The organism is Cryobacterium sp. PH31-L1, from assembly GCF_030063145.1.
GTDB lineage: Bacteria > Actinomycetota > Actinomycetes > Actinomycetales > Microbacteriaceae > Cryobacterium.
On the sequence record NZ_JASISM010000003.1, the window covers coordinates 384833 to 405563 of the forward strand.

Sequence of the window (20731 nt, forward strand, 5' to 3'; positions counted from 1 at the left end):
ACTCAACTGTCGGCGAGCTCCTTCATGATCAGGGTCGCCTCGGCGAGAACCCGGTGCTGAGCGGGACTGAGCTTGGCGACGCGTTGCACCAGCCAGGCATCTCGACGCTTGCGCGTTTCGGTCATCATCTCGCTTGCGGCATCCGTTGTGCTCAGCACGATCTTGCGGCCATCGAGTGTGGAATCGGTGCGGGCCACGAGACCGGCATCAACGAGGCATTTCACCGTGCGGGTCATCGATGGCGGCGTGACACGTTCGAACTCGCTGAGTTCGGTGAGCGTCAGCGGACCGTGCACGTGAAGCACGCCGAGCGCGGAGAACTGGCCACTGCCGAGCTCGTTCTCGGCCTTCTCCTGGCGAAGGCGGCGGGCCAGGCGGCCGTTGGCGAGTCGAAATTCGTGGCTGAGTTCGGCGGTGTTGGGTGTGGCCGCGGGGGGCGCTGCGGCCGCTTGCGGTGCGCCGACCGGCGGCTGCGCCCTGATGACGCCGAGGGCGGCAGTTTTGGGGTGTGTTCGCGATTCCATAGATCCTTAGCATAGCAAATTAGCCTTGCTAAGTACATTGGTAACCGGAAGCCCACCGCAACAGGGCAGACTGGCCTCGTGCCCACATATACGGATGCCCATGGCCGGCTCTTTACCTATTACGTCTGGTCGGTCGATGCCCCGCGCGCCGTCATCCAGCTCGCGCACGGCGTCGGTGAACACGCCCAGCGCTATGCGGCGCTCGCCGCCGACCTCAACAGGGCCGGGTACACGGTGTACGCCGACGATCACCTCGGCCACGGCCAGACCGGACTCGTCCAGCACGGCGGCGACCACACCAAACTCGGTCGACTCGGCGAGGGCGGGCTGCGCGCGGCTGTGGCTGGCGTGCATCAGCTGAGCGGAATCATCCGCTCAGAAAACCCGACATTGCCGCTCGTGCTGCTCGGGCACAGCTGGGGATCGTTCATGGTGCAGATGATCGTGAACGAGCATGCCGCCGAGTACGACGCGATCGTGCTCTCGGGCACTGCCTATCGCTGGCCCGGATACCTTGACGGTGGCGACCTGAACCGCAAACACAAAACGCTCGGCACCACCGGGGTCGAGTGGCTGAGCCGCGATCCGGCGGTAGCCCGGGCGTTCGTCGCCGACCCACTGACCACGGCGACGCCCCTGGCCAAGCTGTTCGGCATTCGCGAGGCGGCGCGCCTGTTCGGCCGGCCGTCTCGCGACCTGCCCACCGACCTGCCGATGCTCGTGCTGGTCGGCGGTGACGACACCGTCGGCGGCGAACGCAGCGCCCTCAAGCTGGTGAACGCCTACGTCAAACGGTCCGGGCTGCGCGACGTGCGCCTGATCGTGTACCCGGGCGCGCGGCACGAGGTCTTCAACGAGACCAACCGCTCCGAGGTGATCGGCGACCTGGTGGCTTGGCTCGACGAACGATTTACCACCGTAGGCTGAAACCATGCATGGTGAATATAAGGTTCCGGGCGGCAAACTGGTCGTCGTAGATCTCGATGTCGTCGACGATGTCATCGTCAACTTTCGTCTGGCCGGTGACTTCTTTCTCGAACCCGACGATGCCCTCGAAGGCATCAACGCGGCGGTGACCGGCCTGCCCGTTGGCAGCTCGGCGGCCACGATCTCCGCCGCCGTGCGAGGCTCGTTGCCGAGCGGCGCCATTCTGCTCGGATTCTCGCCGGAGGCCGTGGCCGTGGCGATTCGCCGTTCGCTCGCCCAGGCGAGCACCTGGCGCGACTACGACTGGCAGATCATCCACTCGCCGAAGCCCGTCGCCCCCGTGCTGCAGATGGCCCTCGACGAGGTGCTCGCGACCGAGGTCGGTGAGGGGCGCCGGCAGCCTACCCTGCGCATCTGGGAGTGGAACGAACCGGCCGTCGTCATCGGCAGTTTTCAGTCCCTCAAGAACGAGGTCGACCCGGAGAATGCCGCCAAGTATGGCTTCACCGTGGTGCGACGCATCAGCGGCGGCGGCGCGATGTTCATGGAGGCCGGCTCAGTCATTACCTATTCCATCTACGCACCGACGGATCTCGTGCAGGGCATGAGCTTCGCCGACTCCTACGCCTTTCTCGACGAGTGGGTCATCACGGCTCTCAAATCGCTCGGCATCGACGCGCACTACCAGCCGCTCAACGACATCACCAGCCCGACCGGCAAGATCGGCGGCGCCGCGCAGAAGCGCCTCGGCAGCGGCGCCGTGCTGCACCACGTCACCATGAGCTACGACATGGACGGCGAAAAAATGGTGCAGGTGCTGCGCATCGGTCGGGAGAAGCTCAGCGACAAGGGCATCACGAGCGCGGCCAAGCGCGTCGACCCGCTGCGCAGCCAGACCGGCCTGAGCCGTGCCGCCATCATCGACCGCATGAAAGAGACCTTCACCGGCCTCTACGGCGCTACCGAGGGTGACGTCACCGCCGAGGAATATGCCAAGGCCACCGAGCTCGTCGCGAACAAGTTCAGCACCGAAGAGTGGCTGACCCGAGTTCCCTAACGACGGCGAGCGGATGCCGCCGGCCGGGCCGCCGGCATCCGCTTACGTATCAACGCCCTCGCGTCAGCAGGTCTTGGTATTCGGCGTGCGTGTCAATCCAGTGCGCCACATAGGAGCAGTCCGGCACGACGGCCAGGTCGGTGCGAACGCGCACGTCGTCGAGGGCCTGCTCCACCAGAATGCTTGCCAAACCGTGGGTACGTTTGGCCGGATTGACCTCGGTGTGGGTGAAATGCACCGCGGCCGTCGTGGTGATGTAGTCGGCCACGCCGACCGGTTCGTCATCGAGCAACACGGTGTAGCGGCTCTGTTCGGGGTCGTGGCGCACCTCGAGTGTGCCGGCATCCGCCAGATTCTGCGAGTGGATGGTCATCGATTCAGCAGTCATCCCGACAGACTAAGCCGATTGTCGGCGCGCAGGCTGAAAGAATGGACAAATGCCTTCCGCGTGGACACCGACCAGCCCGAGCCGTGTCATCCACGCCAACAACCTCGAGGTGCTGCCCAGCCTGCCGGATGACGCCTTCACTCTGATCTACCTCGACCCGCCGTTCAACACTGGCCGGTCGCAGAAACGGCAGACCACGACCTCGGTGCGTTCGGTCTCCACCGACGGCTCGCACGCGGCCGGCACGATCACCGGTTTCAAGGGGCAGCGCTACGAACGTATCAAGGGCGACCTGCTCGGTTACGACGACCAGTTCGAGGACTATTGGGCCTTTCTCGAGCCGCGCCTGATCGAGGCGTGGCGGCTGCTCGCCGACGACGGCACGCTCTATCTGCACCTCGACTACCGCGAGGCGCACTACGCCAAGGTTCTGCTCGACGCCCTGTTCGGCCGGGAATGCTTTCTCAACGAACTCATCTGGGCCTACGACTACGGTGCCAAGTCCAAGAACAAGTGGCCCACCAAACACGACACGATTCTGGTCTACGTGAAGAACCCGGCCCGGTACTACTTCGACTCGACCACCGTCGATCGCGAGCCGTATATGGCTCCCGGCCTGGTCACGCCCGAAAAGGTCGCCAAGGGCAAACTGCCGACGGATGTCTGGTGGCACACGATCGTCTCGCCCACCGGCAAGGAAAAAACCGGCTACCCCACCCAGAAACCGATCGGCATCCTCCGCCGCATCATCCAGGCATCCAGCCGTGAGGGCGACTGGGTGCTGGACTTCTTCGCCGGCAGCGGCACCACCGGCGCGGTCGCGGCCGCGCTCGGTCGCCGCTTCGTGCTGATCGACCAGAACCCCGAAGCGCTCGCCGTGATGCGCTCCCGGTTCGCGCCGCTGCCCGAGGTCGAATTTTCCGCCCCTGTCGGCTGACCCGCCCGCATCCGCTTCACCAGAGGAGAACCCATGAGATTTCGCATTTTCACCGAACCCCAGCAGGGTGCCACCTATGACGACGTCCTCGCCGTCGCGCAGGCCACCGAGCGGCTCGGCTTCGACGCTTTCTTCCGCAGTGACCACTATCAGGTCATGGGCGACGGTGACGGCCTGCCCGGCCCGACGGATGCCTGGACCACCCTGGCCGGGTTGGCGCGCGAGACGAAACGCATCCGTCTGGGTACTCTCGTCTCGTCGGTGACCTACCGGCCTCCGGGCATTCTCGCGATTCAGGTGGCGCAGGTCGACCAGATGTCGGGTGGCCGCGTCGAGCTCGGACTCGGCACCGGCTGGTTCGAGCAGGAGCACCTCGCCTACGGCATCCCGTTTCCGGCCAAGCGATTCGGCATGCTCGAGGAACAGCTCGAAGTGATCACCGGACTGTGGAATACCCCGGTCGGTGACCGGTACAACTTCGCCGGGGAGCACTACACCCTCATCGATTCACCGGCACTGCCGAAGCCGACACAGGCGCGCGTGCCGGTGATCGTGGGAGGTGGCGGCGCCAAACGCACGCCCAAACTCGCGGCCCGCTTCGCGACCGAGTTCAATCTGCCGTTTCCTGACTTCGCCGACATCGCGGGCAAGTTCGACGGGGTGCGGGCGGCCTGTGAGGCCATCGACCGCGACCCGGCCGAGCTCACCTATTCGGCAGCGCTGATCGCCGTCGGTGGCCACGACGAAGCCGAATTCGCTCGCCGGGCCGCCGCGGTCGGTCGCGAACCGGCCGAACTGCGCGCGCACGGCCTGGCCGGCACGGCCTCCGAGATCGTCGACCGGCTGGGCGCCCTCGCCGACTCCGGCGTCGAGTGCGTCTACCTGCAGGTCATGGACCTGTCCGACCTAGACCACCTCGAATTTCTGGCCACCGAGGTGGTTCCGCAGCTTCGTTGAGGCGCGCCGAACGGATGCCGTCGCGCCCGCCCCCGCTCGGGGCACTCGTTAGAGATGCGGGCACCCCTACGTAGGAGTGCAGTGAACTATAACGAGTGCCACGGTCGGGCATCAGCGGTCGGTCAGCCCGCGTGCGCCGCCCGCAGGTGCTCGGCGTACATGCGCCCGCTGTCTTTCACCGTGCGTTCGAGGGTCTTGTAGTCGACCCGCACGATGCCGAAGCGTTTCTCGTAGCCGTACGACCACTCGAAGTTGTCGAGCAGTGACCAGACGAAGTACCCGCGCACGTCGGCGCCGGCCGCGATCGCCTCGCCCACCTTGTTGATGTGCGCCACGATGTACTCGGCGCGGTCCGCGTCGTGCACCACGCCGTCGGCGCTCACGGTGTCGTCATAGGCGGCACCGTTCTCGGTCACGTAGAGCGGCGGCAGGCGGTCATACTCCTCGTCGAGGCGCACGAGCAGCAGGCGCAGGCCGTCGGGGTTGACCTCCCAGTCCATCGCGGTGCGCGGCAGTCCGCGGCTGGGAAAGGTGATGTACTCCGATCCGACCCACGGCGAACCGACAGGCCGGTCGGCGCCGCCGGAGTGACCGTCGCTCGCCGTGGCATCCGCATGGCCACTAACGAGGTCGTCGTGGTAGTGGTTGACACCGAGAAAATCGAGCGGGGCCGCGATGATCTCAAGGTCGTCGGAGTGGATGACCTCGGCCAGCCCGAACGGCTCGAGGTCGTGAAGTGTGTCCTCCGGGTAGGCGCCCCGCAACAGTGGGTCGAGAAAAATGCGGTTGGCGAGCGAATCGAGCCGCCGAGCCGCCTCAATGTCGACCGGGTCGGCGGCGTCGCGCGGCACGGCGTTCGTGAGATTGAGGGTGATGCCGAGGTTCTGGGCCCCCGCCGAGCGCAGCGCGTTCACCGCGAGGCCGTGCGCGAGGTGCTGGTGATGCACCGCCGCGACCGCCGCCCGGCCATCTTGCCGGCCCGGCGCGTGCGCGCCCGATCCGTAGCCGAGCAGGGATGAGCAAAACGGTTCGTTGAAGGTGGTCCAGTGGGTGACCCGATCGCCCAGCGCGGAGTAGACATCGCTCGCGTAGTCGACGAACCGGTACGCGGTGTCGCGGTTGGCCCAGCCGCCCCTCTCTTCGAGCGCCTGCGGCAGATCCCAGTGGTACAGGGTGAGCCAGGGCAGAATGCCGGCGCTGAGCAGCTCGTCGACCAGCCGCGAATAGAAGTCGAGCCCCTCCGGGTTCGCGGCCCGATCATTCGGGCGCACGCGTGCCCAGCTGGTCGAGAACCGGTAGGCGTCGAGGCCGAGCGACGACATGAGACGCACGTCGGCGGGCATCCGGTGGTAGTGATCGACCGCCGTTTCCAGGTCGTCGCCGCCCGCAATGGCGCCGGGAATCCGCGCGAACGCATCCCAGATCGAGTCCTCCTTGCCGCCAGCATGGCCGGCCCCCTCGATCTGCGCGGCGGCAGTGGCCGACCCCCAGAGAAATCCGTGCGGCCAGGTGAACGGTGTGGGCAGGGTCTGCGACATGACGTCACGCTACCCTGCGGCGAGGAATTCGACCAGCGACGAGGGCGTAACCGCGGACATCCGGTCGAACCGTCCCTGCAATCGGCTGCGAACCGGCCATCGTGTCGAAGATCTCCGCAGTTATGCACGCGGCATTCGGAGATCTCAGATTCGTCGCGGCTAAGCTCGAATCATGCTGCAGAACAACGAACCCACCGAGGCCGACCAGCGGCGCACCCGGCGCCGGTTTCTGATCGGGGTTCTCATCGTTGGAGTGGTCGTCGCACTCGCTGCGATTGGCCTCTATCTGAGCGCCGCCCTCAGCGTTTAATCAACCAGAAGTGAGTACACAGTGCAGTTGACAAGGTGGCAGCGACTCGGCCTGACGACGGCCATCGGTGCCGTTCTCGCGGTCGGCGCAACCGCGCTCGTTGTGCAGGCGCTTGATGGTCCCGCCACCCCCGCCAAAACAGCGCAGACAACGGATGCCGACGCCTCAGCTGCGACGGAGGAACCGGCTCGCGCCACCCCGACCGACACGCCCGCTGCGGCACCGGTCGAAGCGGAGTCCGCCCTCAGCGCCCCCGTCGCCGCGCAGATCGACTACCTCCTCGCGCACTGGAAGCCGGAAAGCTACAACTCCGCCGAGTGGGGCGTGCTCGGCGAGAACGACTGCGTCAACTTCGCCAGCCAGGCCATGATCGCTCGCGGCTGGACCATGGACGGCGTCTGGTCGAGCCCGAAGAATGGCAACGCCTACGACGCGTCGGCCGCCTGGCGCAGTTCCACCGCGTTCATGAAGTACATCGCGCAGACCGGCAAGGCCACCGCGCTCACCGATCAGCAGCGCGATCAGGTCAAGGTCGGCGACATCGTGCAGTTCGACTGGGACAACACCGGCGACCGCGACCACACCGGCATCGTCACCCGGGTCGAAAAGACCGGCGACACCGTCGCGATCTCGTTCGCCGGGCACACCCTGGATTCGGACTACCGCTCGGTCGACACGGCGATCACCGTGGACCACCCGGGCGGAACTGCTTTCTACTGGAGTGTTCCTTAGTCAGGTCAACACTGGTTGAGATCGCCGGCGTCGTGCCTATGGCGGTCTCGACCAGCTCGACCAGCGGATTGTGGCGTGATCGGCACGCCGGCCCACGTCGCTGATCGGGGCTGTCAAGATCGCCGTCGACTCAGCGAGCGGTCCCGGCAGGCAGACCCACCCCGTTAGGCGATCGCGGCGTCGACGATCGCCTTGGCCTCCAGCTGCACCTGCGCCAGGTGTTCGTCGCCGAGGAACGACTCGGCGTAGATCTTGTAGACGTCTTCGGTGCCGCTCGGCCGGGCCGCGAACCAGGCGTTCTCGGTAGTCACCTTCACTCCGCCGATGGCCGCTCCGTTTCCGGGCGCCACGCTGAACGCTTCGGTGATTTTCTCACCGGCCAGTTTGGTGGCCGTGATCATTGAACCGTCGAGCTTGGCCAACGCAGCCTTTTGGGCGGGCGTGGCCGCAGCATCCACTCGCGCGTAGGAGGGGGCGCCGAAGTGTTCGGCCAGCTCGGCATAACGCTGCGAAGGAGTCTTGCCAGTGACGGCGAGAATCTCGGAGGCGAGCAGGGCCAACAGAATACCGTCCTTGTCGGTGGTCCAGACGGTGCCGTCGAAGCGCACGAAGCTCGCGCCGGCGCTCTCCTCGCCGCCGAAGCCCACTGACCCGTCGATGAGGCCGGGCACGAACCACTTGAAGCCCACCGGCACCTCCCACAGGTCGCGGCCGAGAAAGCCGGTGACCCGGTCGATCATGGTCGACGAGACGAGGGTCTTGCCGACCGCGGCATCGGGCTTCCAGCCTTCACGGTGGCTGTACAGGTAGTCGATGGCGACGGCGAGAAAGTGGTTCGGGTTCATCAGGCCGCCGTCTGGCGTGACGATGCCGTGCCGGTCGGCGTCGGCGTCATTACCCGTGAGGATGTCGTACTCGTCTTTGTGGGCGACAACGGATGCCATCACCGACGCACTCGACGGATCCATCCGGATCTTCTCGTCCCAGTCCAGGGTCATGAATCGCCAGGTCGGGTCGACCGTGGGGTTGACCACGACCAGGTCGATCTCGTAGCGGTCACGGATGGCGCCCCAGTAGCCGACACTCGCGCCGCCGAGTGGGTCGGCCCCGATGCGGATTCCGCTGGTGCGGATGGCCTGCATGTCGATGATGTTTTCGAGGTCGTTCACGTAGTTGCCGCGAAAGTCGTAGGTTTCGACGGCGCTCGGCTCGCTCATCAGGACGCCGTCCAGGCCATTGGCGATGAGCTCGTTCGCCCGGTTCGCGATCCACGAGGTCGCGTCGCTGTCGGCCGGTCCGCCGTGCGGCGGGTTGTACTTGAAGCCGCCGTCCATCGGCGGGTTGTGGCTTGGAGTGACGACGATGCCGTCGGCCAGGTCGCCGTGCTCGGCCCGGTTATAGGCCAGAATCGCGTGTGACAGGGAGGGGGTGGGCACGTAATCGTCGAACTCGTCCACGAGCACGCGCACGCCGTTGGCGACGAGCACCTCGAGGGCGGTGGTGTAGGCCGGGCCACTCAGGGCGTGCGGGTCAGTGCCGATGAAGAGGGGGCCAGTGATGCCCTGGCCGGCGCGGTATTCCACGATCGCCTGCGTCGTCGCGCTGATGTGATCCTCGTTGAACGCGGTGTTCAGCGAGCTGCCGCGATGCCCCGAGGTGCCGAAGACGACCCGCTGGGCCGGCACCGTGACATCCGGTTTCAGGTCGTAATAGGCCTTGACCAGGCCATCGACGTCGATCAGGTCAGATTCCAGGGCTCGGGTGCCCGCGCGTTCGCTCATGAGCACAGTCTGGCACCACCGGTAGGCTGTCAGCCATGCCCGACGCGCCGAATCCGCCCGAAGCCCGCACCTACAGCTATCTCGGCCCGGCGGGCACCTTCACCGAAGCGGCGCTGGCCCAGGTGGCCGAGGCGCGTGGCCAGATCTGGCGCCCGGTCAACAACGTGGGCGAGGCCTTCGCCGATGTCGTGTCGGGTCGCAGCCTTGCGGCCATGATCGCCATCGAGAACTCGGTCGACGGCGGCGTTACCGCCACCCAGGATGCCCTGGCGAGCGTGCCGAACTTGCGCATCATCGGCGAATACCTGGTGCCGGTGAATTTCGTGCTGGTGGCCCGTCCCGGCACGACGCTGGCCGACGTGCGCGTCGTCAACGCGCATCCGGTCGCCTACGGCCAGTGCCGCAACTGGCTTGAACGCACCCTGCCCAGTCACGGCCATATCCCCGCCTCGAGCAACGTCGCCGCCGCGTCTTCCCTGCTCGACACCGATCAAGCGGATGCCGCGATCGCCCCACCCGGCATCGACAAACACCACAATCTCGTCGTTCTCGCTTCGAATATCGGTGACAACCCCAACGCGGTCACCCGCTTCGTGCTGGTCGGCCGCGGCAACGCGCTCACCGCGCCGACCGGCGCCGACAAGACCAGTCTCATCATCGAACTGCCGAGCGACCGGTCGGGAGCCCTGCTCGAGATGCTCGAGCAGTTCGCCACACGGGGCGTGAACCTCAGCCTGATTCAGTCCCGGCCGATCGGAGATTCCCTCGGCCGCTACCGTTTCGTCGTCGACGCCGAGGGGCACATTCTCGACGAGCGCGTCGCCGACGCGCTGCTGGGCCTTCGACGATTCAGCCCGAAGGTGATCTTTCTCGGGTCGTATCCGCGGGCCGACAAGCGCCCGATCGAGTTCACCTCACGCTACGACGACGGCATTTTCATCGAAGCCCGCGACTGGTTGCGCGGTTTGATCGACGGGGAACCCATTGAATAGGCACATCGGCGGGGAACCCGTTGAACAGGCACATCGGCGGGAACCCGTTGAATAAACACATCGCGGGGGAGCCCACCGAATGACCGTCGACCCGAACAACGACGCCCGCTACCAGCGCGGCTACGAGCCCGACGCGCAGGCGGATGCCGCCGACCTGACAGCGTTTCTGTCACCCGCCTCGGACGGGCCGTCCGTCGCATCCGCTGACGTAATCGAGCCAGGCTCGGTTCACGCGCCAGACGCCGCCGACCTGCTCGACCAGTTCGAGCCGCGCAATCCGTTCATCGTTGCATTGTGGTTGATCGGGCCGGCACTCACCATCGGCGGACTGAGCCTGCAGGTGCGATCGATTCTTGAATCGATGTCTGGCTCGGGCTACATCAATTCTCCCGGCGGGGAGGTGCCCTTCGAAATGGTCCTGCAGCAGATCTCTTGGTCGCTCGGACCCGCCATGACATCAACCGGCCTGGCCAGTCTGGTTGGTCTGCTGTTCTATCAGGCCCTGCGCTGGCGCTCGCGGTCGACCCGGCGTTGAGCCGGGTGAGGGGTCGCAAATCGACCTAAAACCGAGTGTGGAAGGTCGATTTGCGACCCCTCACGGGAGAAAACGACGATCAGGCCGGCACGCGCACGATCAGCGCGCCGGCATCGGCGTTCAGGCGTACCTTGCGTACCAGGCCGAACTCATCGCCGTCGAGCTCGAAATCCTGCGCGTGTTCGAGCACGATGCGAATATCGGGCCCGCGCAGGGTCGTCATCACCCGCTCATTCGACGATTCGGTGGCCTGAATCATGCGTCGGCCCACCGCAGAGCGGCGCAGCACCCCGTTCTCCCAGGTCACCCGGCGCCAGATGGTCAACCAGCCGAGCACGCCCTTGGGCTGCAGTACAGCAATGTCCAGAATGCCGTCGTCGAGGCGCGCGTCGGGCAGAAACTGCAGGTTGCCCGGCAGCAGCCCGCAGTTGGCGACGAGAATCGCGCTCACCTGCGCCGGCCGGTCCACCCGCCCGGCAACGCTGTAACGGATGCGAAATGGCCGCGCTTTCGGCAGCGCCCGCGCCACCCCGTCGACGTAGGCGAGCCAGCCCACCTGTTTCTTGAGATCGTCGCGGGTGTGCGCGATCATCTGGGCGTCGAGGCCGAGACCGGCCATGACCAGAAAGACGTGTTCCTCGACCGCGCCGGCCTCGGTGGTGACAATCGCGATGCCAAGGTCGATGGGCTTGTCAACGCCGCTGAACGCAATCTCAGTGGCGGCATCGATACTACCGAGCGGCAACAACAGGTTGCGGGCGAGCAGATTTCCGGTGCCGGACGGTACGATCGCCATGCTCACCCCGGAGTCGCGCAGAGCCTCGGCCACGGCTCGAACGGTGCCGTCGCCGCCGGCCGAGAGCACCATCGCGGCGCCGGCACCGATGGCCCGTTTCGTGGCCGCCTGCCCAACGTCATCGACGCTCGTCTCGAACCACTGCGTCTCGGCCCAGCCAGCGGATTGCTCGGCTGCGGCAACGCTCGCCCGCAGATCGGCAAGATCGACCTTCACCGGGTTGTAGACGACGGCAGCGTGCTGGTTTGGGCTTTCGGAGGCGGTCACGACGCTCAGGATACTGGGTCGTCCCCGCGTTTGCCCGCCAACCTGCGCTTGTAGACTGGCCGGGTGATTGATCCGGTGCTATTACGCGAAAACCCTGGCCTCTTCAAGCGTTCGCAGGAGGCTCGTGGCGACTCCGTTGAAGCGGTGGACGACGCGCTCGCCGCCGATGCCGAACGTCGCTCCACGATCACCGCCTTCGAAGACCTGCGCGCCGCGCAGAACGTGTTCGGCAAGACGGTGGCGCAGGCTCCGCCCGAGCAGAAGCAGGCCCTTGTGTCCGAGGCGCGCGGCCTCGCCACCGAGGTGAAGGCCGCCGGCGCCGTGGCCGCCGAGGCGGAGGAACGGTTCACGAAAATCGTCAAAACCATCGCGAACCCGATTATCGACGGCGTTCCGGCCGGCGATGAGGCCAACTTCAAAACCCTGCGCACCCATGGAGAGGCCCCGGTGTTCGACTTCGAGCCGCGCGACCACCTCGAGCTCGGCGAACTACTCGGCGCCATCGACATGCCCCGCGGCGCCAAGGTCTCCGGCACCCGGTTCTACTTTCTAAAGGGCATCGGCGCCCGCCTCGAGATCGCGCTCATGAACATGGCTCTCGACCGCGCGCTTGACGCCGGATTCGTGCCGCTCATCACCCCCACGCTCGTTCGCCCCGAAATCATGGACGGCACCGGCTTTCTCGGCGAGCACAACGACGAGGTCTACTATCTGCCCGGGGACGACCTCTATCTCACCGGCACGAGCGAGGTCGCGCTCGCCGGGTACCACAAAGACGAGATCCTCGACCTGTCCGAAGAACCCCTGCGCTACGCCGGCTGGAGCACCTGCTACCGCCGCGAGGCCGGCTCGGGCGGAAAAGACACCCGCGGCATCATCCGCGTGCACCAGTTCAACAAGCTCGAGATGTTCACCTACGTGCTGCCCGAAAACGCCGAAGCCGAACACGAGCGCCTCGTCGCCCTGCAGGAGGGCATGCTGCAGTCCCTCGGCCTCAGCTACCGGGTCATCGACGTCGCCGCCGGCGACCTCGGCTCCAGCGCGGCCCGCAAGTTCGACATCGAAGCCTGGGTGCCCACCCAGAACGCCTTCCGCGAGCTCACCAGCACCAGCAACTGCACCACCTACCAGGCGCGACGTCTCGACATCCGTTACCGCACCGACACGGGCAAGACCGCGCCGGTCGCCACTCTCAACGGCACGCTCGCGACCACCCGGTGGCTCGTGGCCATGCTCGAAACGCACCAGCAAGCGGATGGCTCGGTGCGCGTTCCCGAGGCGCTGCGGCCCTACCTCGGTGGCCTCGAGGTTCTGACGCCCCTTCCGGCGAAGGGGACGAAGTGACGTCCAAGGTCACGACCGAGCCGTGGCTCGTCGCCCTCGACATCGACGGCACAACCATGCACGAAGACGGCTCGATCAGCCAGGCCGTGATCGATGAGGTCCTACGGCTGGCCGAGGCCGGTCACGAGGTCATGCTCGCCACGGGCCGGTCCGCAGCCGCTGCCCTGCCGGTGCTCGACCGTCTCGGCATCTCGCCGCGCTACGTGGTCTGCTCCAACGGCGCCATCACCATGCACCGCGATGCCTCGGCGCCCATGGGCTACCGCCGCGAATGGGTCGAAACTTTCGACCCGAGCGACGTGCTCACCTCCATTCGGGCGCACCTCGGCTCTGCCCGGTTCGCCGTCGAAGACGAGCATGGTTTCTACCGGTACACCGAGCCGATTCCGGATGCGACGATTGGCATGGACAGCGAGCGGGTCGACTTCGACGAGCTGTTGAAGCACGAGGCGACCCGCGTGGTCGTCATCTCACCCGACCATGACATGGAGGATTTTCTCCACGTCGTCGAGCGGATGGGCCTGAACCGGGTGAGCTATGCCATCGGCTGGACCGCCTGGCTCGATATCGCGCCCGACGGCGTCAACAAGTCCACCGCGATGGAGCGGGTACGCGTGGCGGTCGGGGTTCCGCGCGAGCGGGTGATGGCCGTCGGTGACGGTCGCAACGACATCGACATGCTGGCGTGGGCCGCAGAATTCGGGCGCGGCGTGGCCATGGGCGAGTCGCCCGACGATGTTCTGGCCGCCGGGTCGGAGATCACCGGCAACGTTGCCATCGACGGCCTCGCCACGGTTCTGCGCACACTCTGATTCGCATCCAGCCCTTTGTCAGGCCCCTCTGTCAGCCTGTGTAGTCTGCCATCGGCTAGAATCGGGCCAGTTCGCCCAATTCTTGTCCGCGGTGCAATTCGCGCGGGGAGTGGGCGACCGGGAGGGCTGTCCGAGCGGCCGATGGAGCCAGTCTTGAAAACTGGTGGGCAGAAATGTCTCGTGGGTTCGAATCCCACGCCCTCCGCAGTACCAGTACAATGCAAAATCGCCGGCGCACAACGATTGTCGCCTCAGGCTGACCAGCCAACAACCCGATGAGAGGACATGAGTGAGCGACCAACTTCGCCCCCGCTCGACTGGTTCCAAGAACCTCAAAACCGTGGCCCGTCACGGCCGACTGAAAAAGTCGAACGCGGCGGTCACCGTGGCGAAGTTCATTGCGGCCAGCTTGGCCGTGGTTCTGGTCAGCGGATTCTCGGTCGGCGCCATCGCCACCTACGACGTCGCCGCGAGCGTGCAGCCCAGCGTGCACCTCGCCAATGAGACCAACGGTCCGGTTCCCTCCATCGGTGCCATCGACGGCGGCGTGAACATGCTCATCGTCGGCAGTGACAGTCGAGTCGGCCAGGACGCCGCCTTTGGTCCGGAGGATTCCACCGGCGACCTTAACGACGTCACGATGCTGCTGCACATCTCGGAAGACCACAGCAACGCCTCGGTCATCAGCTTTCCCCGCGACATGTTCGTCTCCATCCCCTCGTGCCCCGACCCCGAGGGCGGCTCGTTCAGCGCGATGAGCAGCCAGAAAATCAACACCACCCTGACCTACGGTGGCCTAGCCTGCACCGTGCTGACCGTGGAGAAGCTCACTGGCCTGTCCATCCCGTTCGCGGCCGAGGTGCAGTTCAGCGGCGTCATGGCCATGTCCTCCGCCGTCGGTGGCGTTCCGGTCTGTGTGGCCAGCCGTATCGAAGATGAGTACACCGGAACCTTCCTCGACCCGGGTGAGCACGTGCTCGAAGGTTATGACGCGCTGCAGTTTCTGCGCACCCGCCACGGCCTCGGTGACGGTGGCGACCTGACCCGCATCAACAACCAGCAGTTGTTCATGTCCTCGCTCGTGCGCACGATCAAGAGCGCTGATACCCTCTCCGACCCGACCAAGGTCTACGCCCTGGCCAAGGCCGTGACAGCGAATATGCGCCTCTCGGACAGCCTCAACAGCGTCACGACGCTCGCGTCCATCGCCATCGCTCTTAAAGACATCGACCTCAACCAGGTCGTCTTCGCCCAGGTACCCACCGGCAGCACGACCGGCGGGGTCAAGGCCGTTCAACCGGCCTTTGACAACCTGTTCGAGGCGGTTGCCGCCGATCAGCCGCTGACCCTGAGCGGAACGACCGGCCGCGGTACCGAGGCTGACCCCAATGCTCCCGTCGAGGCAGCGCCGGATCCCGCCGCAACCACTGACCCCTCGGCCGCGGCCGATCCGGCGGCAACTGCGGCCCCCGTGGCCACGGAAGCCCCCGGAGTCGTCCTGTCGGAGTCGGTGACGGGCCAAACGGCCGGCGACTACACCTGCACCAGAGGGCGCACGCTGAAAGACCAGTAGGCTCGGCGGGCATCCGTCTTGAAGCCTGTGCTTTCGCATGGTCAGAGCGGATGCCCGCCTGAGGCTAAGATGGACGAGTGTGTTTGCGCAAGCAGATGCCAAGGAGACGTCGCATAGTTCGGCTTAGTGCACCACCCTGCTAAGGTGGAGTACCCTTTACGGGGTACCGTGGGTTCAAATCCCACCGTCTCCGCACAAGAAAACCCTGATCAGCCACGTACTTTGTGGCCTTTGATCGCACTGCCGCGAGCTGAAGGGCGATGCAGGATGCCGACGGCCGTGGGGCGAATCGCCGGCGCCTTGATCTTGGCCGGGTCCATTGGCTTCATCGCGCGCCCGGCTGACTCGCGGCAATTGTGCGCGTGTCTGTAGCACGTACCACCATGGGCACTTCTGGCCAGCTATGACCACCGAGCCGTGATTTTCCATCATCGTGCCGTGAGTCTTGAACCGAAAATCGCCCAAAATGGCCCGAAACTCACGGCTCGGTGAAGGCTGAGGCTTCGCAGGGCCCGCGATCCCTGCGGAACCGCAGGAGGGACTGCTGAAACTGGGAGGATGCCACTGTGATTGCACTTTGTGCGTCGTTGCACTTAGTGTAAGCACGTGACGTTTCAGAACACCGCCCCTGACCGCCGTGCCGAACTCAAGGCACGGTACCGCCAGGCGATTCTGGATGCCGCTGACGCGCTCATCCGCGAGCGGGGCAAGCCGCAATTCAGCGTTGACGAGCTTGCCGAGCGCGCCGATGTCTCCAGACGAACGGTCTTCAACCACTTCGCGTCACTCGACGACGTGATCATGACAACGTGCACTCGAATGCTCAGCGCCACCGTTGATGAGTTTCGGGCGGCGACGGCATCGTCTCCGGCAGGCGATGGTAGCAGTGAGGGCCTGTTCGACGAGATCGCGACGGCGCTGCGCAACATCGATCTGCCGCCCGTTGTCGCCTACCTCGCCGGCATACTCACCGCCGAAGGCGAGAACGGTCGCTCTCAGCACGGCATCAGCGACGTCTTCACACGCACCACCGAGCAATTCTCCACCGAGATGGCCGCCCGCACGAATGCGATTGATGAATTCGAGGTGGCGATTCTGCTCAGCTCTGTGATGAACGGCATCGCCGTGGTGTCCGGCCATTGGCTGGCCCGAACCGGCGGAGCGCTCGACGCCGTCTCGCGCACGGTGTGGAACGAGTTGCTCGACCGTCTCATCGTCACCATCCGCACCGGTTACGCACCTTCCCACTGACCCGCCCTACTTTCCGTTCGACCCCACAGCTCGATTCCCGATGATGCGACGCGAGACGCCACTCCGGTCACCCGACCACGCAACCCGACCTGCAGAAAGAATCTGAGAATATGGCATCGCTTCTCTACCGACTTGGTCGGTTCTCCGCCCGCCGAGCGTGGCTGGTCATCGTGTCGTGGGTGGTCATTCTCGGCCTCGCTGTGGGTGCATTCGCCCTCTTCGGCGGAACCCTCACGTCGTCCGTCAGCATTCCGGGCACAGCGACCCAGAGGGTCAGCGACGAGCTTGCCGCGAAGTTCCCCTCCGCCAGTGGCGGGCGTGGCACGGTCATCTTCACCACGACGGATGACTCCGCCTTCACGGACGCGCAGAAGACCGCAATCGGAGACCTACTCACGCGCACAGTCGACCTGGCCGACGTGAAAGCGGCGACGAACTCCTTCGATACCCAGGCCCAGATCGACGATCAGACCCAGCAGGTCGTCGACGGTCGCCAGAAAATCGCTGCTGGAACGGCCCAGCTCGACGCGGGGCAGGCGCAGCTCGACGCGGCGACGGCCCAGGCAACGGCCGGACAGACGCAGCTCGACGCCAGCCGCGCGCAAGCCGAGGCAGCGGGACAACTCGCCGCCGCCCAGCCGACGCTGGACGCGCAGCAGGCGCAGATCGATGCTGGCACAGCCGCGATCGCCGCCCAGCACGCGACACTCGACGCGAGCCGCACAGAACTCGCTACCCAGAGCACCACGCTCGAGCAGGGATCCGACCTGCTCGACCTGGCCTCCGGCATCCGTCAGGTATCGACGGACGCGACCACCGCGGTCGCGAGCGTGCAGTTCGACACCCCGCTCAACCTGGTTCCGGCCGAGTCGAAGGAAGCCGTGGTCGCTGAGATAACCGACGCGGGGATCGACGGCGTCACGGCTGAAGTCTCCAACGATATTGCCTCCAGCATTCCCGAGATTCTCGGCCCGGGCGAGATCGGCGGCGTGATCGTTGCGGCCATCGTGCTGTGGGTCATGCTCGGCACTCTGATCGGCGCGGGACTCCCGCTGCTGAATGCCCTCGTGGGCGTGGGAGTCGGAGTGCTCGCCTCGCTCGCTCTGTCGGGAACCGTCGAGATGCTCTCGGTCACTCCGGTTCTGGGTGTGATGCTTGGGCTCGCGGTCGGCATCGACTACTCACTGTTCATCCTCAACCGGCATCGAACCCAATTGCGCAGCGGTCTGCCGGTGCAGGAATCGATCGGGCTGGCCAACGGTACCTCCGGCAACGCGGTCGTGTTCGCCGGCGCGACCGTTCTCATCGCCCTGCTCGCACTCAACCTCACCGGCATCCCCTTCCTCGGCCTTATGGGTACCGTCGGAGCAGTCTGCGTCTTCGTTGCGATTCTCATCGCGATCACCTTGACGCCAGCGGTACTAGGCCTGGTCGGCGCGAAGATCCTCACGAAGAAAGCCCGCGCCAAGGTCGGTCACGCCGAGCACCACGCCAAGGTTCCGTCCAAGCCGATGAATACGGTGCGAGCGGTCGTGACCGTGATCGTTGGCATCATCGTCCTGCTCATCGTGGCTATGCCCGCGCTCTCCATGCGCCTGGGACTGCCCGCCGGCTCGGCCGAACCGCTGGGCTCGAGTGCGTACCAGGCCTACAAAATTGCTGACGAGAAGTTCGGTGCCGGCGTGAACGGCCCGCTGCTCGTGGTTGCAGACCTCGAAACTGCCATAACGGATGACGCGCTTCTCGCGGAACAGGTACGTATCGGAACCGCGCTGAAGGCGGAGAACGACGTGGTCGCGGTCGCGCCGATCGGAGCCTCCGACGATGACCTGCTGCTCGCGTTCCAGGTCATTCCGGCCGAGGGACCGACCAGCGAATCGACAGAGCAACTCGTGCGGGACCTCCGCGGTCTCGAGATCGACGGTGTCACCTCCCTCGGTGTGGCCGGCAATGCGTCGGGAAACATCGATGTGAGCGAGAAGCTGGCCGCGGCGCTTCCGCTGTACCTGCTGGTTGTTGTCGGGTTGTCGCTGATCATCCTGATCTTCGTGTTCCGGTCGATCCTGGTACCGATCACCGCGACTTTAGGTTTCGTACTATCGCTGTTCGCAGCGTTTGGCGCCATTACGGCGGTCTTCCAGTGGGGCTGGCTCGGGGCGGTGTTCGGCATCCACGACCCGGGGCCTATCCTGAGCTTCCTGCCCATCCTCGTCGTGGGCGTTCTGTTCGGGCTGGCGATGGACTACCAACTGTTTCTGGTCAGCGGCATGCGCGAGTCGTACGTGCACGGGGCCTCGGCACGCCTGGCCGTGCAGCGCGGGGTTCATGCCGGTCGCACAGTGGTGATCGCGGCCGCGCTCATCATGGCCTCGGTCTTCTCCGGATTCATCTTCTCGAACTCGGTCATGATTCAGTCCATCGGCTTCGGGCTCGGCGTCGGCGTACTGCTCGACGCGTTCGTGGTTCGGCTGCTTATCATCCCGGCCGTGATGCACCTGCTCGGTGACGCGGCCTGGTGGCTGCCGAAGTGGCTCGAACGCATTCTGCCGAACGTCGACGTGGAGGGCGCGTCCCTCGAGCGCACGCACCCGGTGCCCCTGCCGAACGAAGCCGAACGCGTCACGACGCCGATCGTCTAGCCGGGCGGTCGGGCGACGGACCTGAGGTTTGTCGCCCGACCTGCACGGTGTCTAGAGGTCGACCTTGTCGTTCTCTCCCCCGTCATAGGGCTGGCCCGTGACTTTCGCCTTGACCAGGCTGATCACGGAGGCGATGCGTCCCCCAGGGGTGTCCCAATATTCCGCGCTGTCCGCGGTGAATTTGATGAGCACAATGTTGGGGCTCTCGGGACCCTCCGGGAACCACGCTTCGACCCACTGGTTCCACAATTCCGCCACCTTCTGCGAATCGTCGACCATTTCCGCGGTCCCGGCGAGGGAGACCCAGGTGTCGTTGGAGGCAAAAGACACTCCCACGACCGGATCAGTACCGATCTCCTTCACGGTGTGCGAATCGCGGGTGGCGATGAACCACAGGTCGCCGTCGAACTCGACCTCTTGTACCGTCATAGGGCGAGCCACGAGCTTGCCGCCCGGGCTCTTCGTGGTGAGCATGGCGAAACGAAACTCCTCGACCAGTTTTGCTACCTTCTGCACATCACGCGGGTCACTCATCGTTGCTCCTTCGTCGTCGGTCGTGGCGCACCTGCGCCATCGGCGTCCACCGTACCCAGATTGTGAATTTGCGCGAGAGTGGGGAATGGCGAAGTAGTCGAGTGATCTAGCGGTCGGAGGCGATTCGCGGCGCAGGATAAAATGAAATTCACCTGCACGAGGAAGTGGTGGCGTAATCATTTGGAACCGGTCCCGGCGTCGTGCTGACGCTCACGAACACGTCAGTGAACCCGACGTGAACGCTGAGCTGCCCGACCTCGAGCGCACGGTTGATGAAGGCCTGCTCATCGCGCTGTCGGCCGTACGAATGGCCGTGAAGAATGACATCATCGTGGGGGCTCTGCGGGAGCACTTCGACTACGACTCCGGGCGGTACGCCGACAACGCCCGCAGCGAACTGCATCGACTGGCTCGGCAGAACGAGGAGTATGCCCGGCGGGTCAGCCGAATGGGCCGCGACCTGGCAGCGATGAAGTGGCGTCTGAGCTTTACCGATGACCAGCGCCACGACCTCAAGCAGTTCGCCCTGAGATTTCGCGTGCACGAGCGGTTGACGCTCGCCCTCGACGCCGTTGCCGATGACAACGACCAGGTGGCGCGCATCGTGTCGAGTGCGCAGCGGTCAGCGAGCGAAGAGGTCAGCTCGGCGGTCTCGTCGAAGCTCATCGAGCTGGCCGTCGACCAGCGCGAGCCCGACTACGCCGAACATCGCGGCGAACGCCTGGAAGCGTTCGTTCTGATCAACCTCGCTATTCTGAAAGGCAAGCACGACGCTGAGACCGGTCCCGAACTCAACGAGTACTGACTTCGGTGATCGCCTGCGGCACCCGTCGGTCA

20 protein-coding genes and 2 tRNA genes are annotated in these 20731 nt (G+C 65.4%); 16 read left to right on the forward strand and 6 right to left on the reverse strand.

From position 1 onward, the window contains the following. Positions 1-2: 2 nt before the first annotated feature. On the reverse strand, positions 3-524 hold the full coding sequence (locus QMF22_RS08560) for a MarR family winged helix-turn-helix transcriptional regulator (protein ID WP_283452366.1): 522 nt from the start codon (positions 522-524) through the stop codon (positions 3-5). A 78-nt stretch (positions 525-602) separates the two neighbouring features. On the opposite strand from QMF22_RS08560, the gene QMF22_RS08565 reads away from it, so the two are divergent. Together QMF22_RS08565 and lplAB are read left to right on the forward strand one after the other, a co-directional pair. Beyond that, entirely contained in the window at positions 603-1451 is an 849-nt protein-coding gene (locus tag QMF22_RS08565) for an alpha/beta fold hydrolase (protein WP_283452368.1), read from the forward strand. Positions 1452-1455: 4 nt separating this feature from the next. Beyond that, positions 1456-2508 (forward strand): lipoate-protein ligase LplAB, encoded by a 1053-nt coding sequence (gene lplAB / locus QMF22_RS08570; RefSeq protein WP_283452370.1) that lies wholly within the window; start codon positions 1456-1458, stop codon positions 2506-2508. A gap of 49 nt (positions 2509-2557) precedes the next feature. Here lplAB and QMF22_RS08575 read toward each other — a convergent pair whose 3' ends face one another. Next, a complete protein-coding gene (locus QMF22_RS08575; RefSeq protein ID WP_283452373.1) occupies positions 2558-2896 on the reverse strand; it encodes a GNAT family N-acetyltransferase in 339 nt (112 codons plus the stop codon). A gap of 49 nt (positions 2897-2945) precedes the next feature. Between QMF22_RS08575 and QMF22_RS08580 the strand changes: the two genes are divergently transcribed. Together QMF22_RS08580 and QMF22_RS08585 are read left to right on the forward strand one after the other, a co-directional pair. Continuing rightward, positions 2946-3833, forward strand: a complete 888-nt coding sequence (locus QMF22_RS08580) for a DNA-methyltransferase (RefSeq protein WP_283452375.1) — start codon at positions 2946-2948, stop codon at positions 3831-3833. Positions 3834-3866: 33 nt separating this feature from the next. After that, the gene (locus QMF22_RS08585) at positions 3867-4790 is read left to right on the forward strand and encodes an LLM class F420-dependent oxidoreductase (protein ID WP_283452377.1); all 924 of its coding nucleotides are present in this window, start codon (positions 3867-3869) and stop codon (positions 4788-4790) included. A 122-nt stretch (positions 4791-4912) separates the two neighbouring features. On the opposite strand, the gene QMF22_RS08590 is transcribed toward QMF22_RS08585, so the two are convergent. Further along, complete coding sequence (locus QMF22_RS08590) at positions 4913-6328, reverse strand: GH1 family beta-glucosidase (RefSeq protein ID WP_283452379.1); 1416 nt, start codon at positions 6326-6328, stop codon at positions 4913-4915. A gap of 172 nt (positions 6329-6500) precedes the next feature. Here QMF22_RS08590 and QMF22_RS08595 point away from each other — a divergent pair, with 172 nt between their 5' ends. Together QMF22_RS08595 and QMF22_RS08600 are read left to right on the forward strand one after the other, a co-directional pair. Next, positions 6501-6638, forward strand: a complete 138-nt coding sequence (locus QMF22_RS08595; protein ID WP_158251572.1) for a hypothetical protein — start codon at positions 6501-6503, stop codon at positions 6636-6638. Between the two features lie 27 nt (positions 6639-6665). Beyond that, the gene (locus tag QMF22_RS08600) at positions 6666-7370 is read left to right on the forward strand and encodes an amidase domain-containing protein (protein WP_283452382.1); all 705 of its coding nucleotides are present in this window, start codon (positions 6666-6668) and stop codon (positions 7368-7370) included. Positions 7371-7534: 164 nt separating this feature from the next. Here the strand turns inward: QMF22_RS08600 and pgm are convergent, their stop codons facing one another. Next, entirely contained in the window at positions 7535-9151 is a 1617-nt protein-coding gene (pgm, locus tag QMF22_RS08605; RefSeq protein WP_283452384.1) for a phosphoglucomutase (alpha-D-glucose-1,6-bisphosphate-dependent), read from the reverse strand. A 35-nt stretch (positions 9152-9186) separates the two neighbouring features. Here pgm and pheA point away from each other — a divergent pair, with 35 nt between their 5' ends. Further along, on the forward strand, positions 9187-10143 hold the full coding sequence (gene pheA / locus QMF22_RS08610) for a prephenate dehydratase (protein WP_283452386.1): 957 nt from the start codon (positions 9187-9189) through the stop codon (positions 10141-10143). A gap of 79 nt (positions 10144-10222) precedes the next feature. Then, positions 10223-10678 carry a hypothetical protein gene (locus tag QMF22_RS08615; RefSeq protein ID WP_283452388.1) on the forward strand — a complete coding sequence of 152 codons (456 nt, stop codon included), beginning with the start codon at positions 10223-10225 and terminating at the stop codon, positions 10676-10678. A 79-nt stretch (positions 10679-10757) separates the two neighbouring features. On the opposite strand, the gene QMF22_RS08620 is transcribed toward QMF22_RS08615, so the two are convergent. Beyond that, on the reverse strand, positions 10758-11741 hold the full coding sequence (locus tag QMF22_RS08620) for a diacylglycerol/lipid kinase family protein (protein ID WP_283452390.1): 984 nt from the start codon (positions 11739-11741) through the stop codon (positions 10758-10760). 63 nt (positions 11742-11804) lie between these two features. Between QMF22_RS08620 and serS the strand changes: the two genes are divergently transcribed. The 7 genes from serS (at position 11805) to QMF22_RS08655 (ending at position 19360) form a co-directional block, all read left to right on the forward strand. Beyond that, positions 11805-13085 (forward strand): serine--tRNA ligase, encoded by a 1281-nt coding sequence (gene serS, locus QMF22_RS08625; RefSeq protein WP_283452392.1) that lies wholly within the window; start codon positions 11805-11807, stop codon positions 13083-13085. Beyond that, complete coding sequence (locus QMF22_RS08630) at positions 13082-13897, forward strand: HAD family hydrolase (RefSeq protein WP_283452394.1); 816 nt, start codon at positions 13082-13084, stop codon at positions 13895-13897. Before serS ends, QMF22_RS08630 begins: the two co-directional genes overlap by 4 nt. 120 nt (positions 13898-14017) lie before the next feature. Beyond that, positions 14018-14102 (forward strand) — tRNA-Ser (locus QMF22_RS08635). 84 nt (positions 14103-14186) lie between these two features. Beyond that, the gene (locus QMF22_RS08640) at positions 14187-15470 is read left to right on the forward strand and encodes an LCP family protein (RefSeq protein WP_283452396.1); all 1284 of its coding nucleotides are present in this window, start codon (positions 14187-14189) and stop codon (positions 15468-15470) included. A gap of 102 nt (positions 15471-15572) precedes the next feature. Continuing rightward, positions 15573-15663: transfer RNA gene (locus tag QMF22_RS08645), tRNA-Ser, on the forward strand. A 413-nt stretch (positions 15664-16076) separates the two neighbouring features. Beyond that, complete coding sequence (locus QMF22_RS08650) at positions 16077-16721, forward strand: TetR/AcrR family transcriptional regulator (protein WP_283452397.1); 645 nt, start codon at positions 16077-16079, stop codon at positions 16719-16721. 110 nt (positions 16722-16831) lie between these two features. Next, entirely contained in the window at positions 16832-19360 is a 2529-nt protein-coding gene (locus QMF22_RS08655) for an MMPL family transporter (protein WP_283452398.1), read from the forward strand. A gap of 51 nt (positions 19361-19411) precedes the next feature. On the opposite strand, the gene QMF22_RS08660 is transcribed toward QMF22_RS08655, so the two are convergent. Continuing rightward, positions 19412-19894 (reverse strand): pyridoxamine 5'-phosphate oxidase family protein, encoded by a 483-nt coding sequence (locus tag QMF22_RS08660; RefSeq protein ID WP_283452399.1) that lies wholly within the window; start codon positions 19892-19894, stop codon positions 19412-19414. Positions 19895-20129: 235 nt separating this feature from the next. On the opposite strand from QMF22_RS08660, the gene QMF22_RS08665 reads away from it, so the two are divergent. Further along, entirely contained in the window at positions 20130-20699 is a 570-nt protein-coding gene (locus QMF22_RS08665; RefSeq protein WP_283452400.1) for a hypothetical protein, read from the forward strand. Positions 20700-20731 lie beyond the last annotated feature (32 nt).

Bases quoted from the DNA above. Each gene is read 5' to 3' on its own strand.
- QMF22_RS08560 (WP_283452366.1), bottom strand. From the start codon at position 524: ATGGAATCGCGAACACACCCCAAAACTGCCGCCCTCGGCGTCATCAGG.
- lplAB (WP_283452370.1), top strand. From the start codon at position 1,456: ATGCATGGTGAATATAAGGTTCCGGGCGGCAAACTGGTCGTCGTAGAT.
- QMF22_RS08575 (WP_283452373.1), bottom strand. From the start codon at position 2,896: ATGACTGCTGAATCGATGACCATCCACTCGCAGAATCTGGCGGATGCC.
- QMF22_RS08580 (WP_283452375.1), top strand. From the start codon at position 2,946: ATGCCTTCCGCGTGGACACCGACCAGCCCGAGCCGTGTCATCCACGCC.
- QMF22_RS08585 (WP_283452377.1), top strand. From the start codon at position 3,867: ATGAGATTTCGCATTTTCACCGAACCCCAGCAGGGTGCCACCTATGAC.
- QMF22_RS08590 (WP_283452379.1), bottom strand. From the start codon at position 6,328: ATGTCGCAGACCCTGCCCACACCGTTCACCTGGCCGCACGGATTTCTC.
- QMF22_RS08595 (WP_158251572.1), top strand. From the start codon at position 6,501: ATGCTGCAGAACAACGAACCCACCGAGGCCGACCAGCGGCGCACCCGG.
- pgm (WP_283452384.1), bottom strand. From the start codon at position 9,151: ATGAGCGAACGCGCGGGCACCCGAGCCCTGGAATCTGACCTGATCGAC.
- pheA (WP_283452386.1), top strand. From the start codon at position 9,187: ATGCCCGACGCGCCGAATCCGCCCGAAGCCCGCACCTACAGCTATCTC.
- QMF22_RS08615 (WP_283452388.1), top strand. From the start codon at position 10,223: ATGACCGTCGACCCGAACAACGACGCCCGCTACCAGCGCGGCTACGAG.
- QMF22_RS08655 (WP_283452398.1), top strand. From the start codon at position 16,832: ATGGCATCGCTTCTCTACCGACTTGGTCGGTTCTCCGCCCGCCGAGCG.
- QMF22_RS08660 (WP_283452399.1), bottom strand. From the start codon at position 19,894: ATGAGTGACCCGCGTGATGTGCAGAAGGTAGCAAAACTGGTCGAGGAG.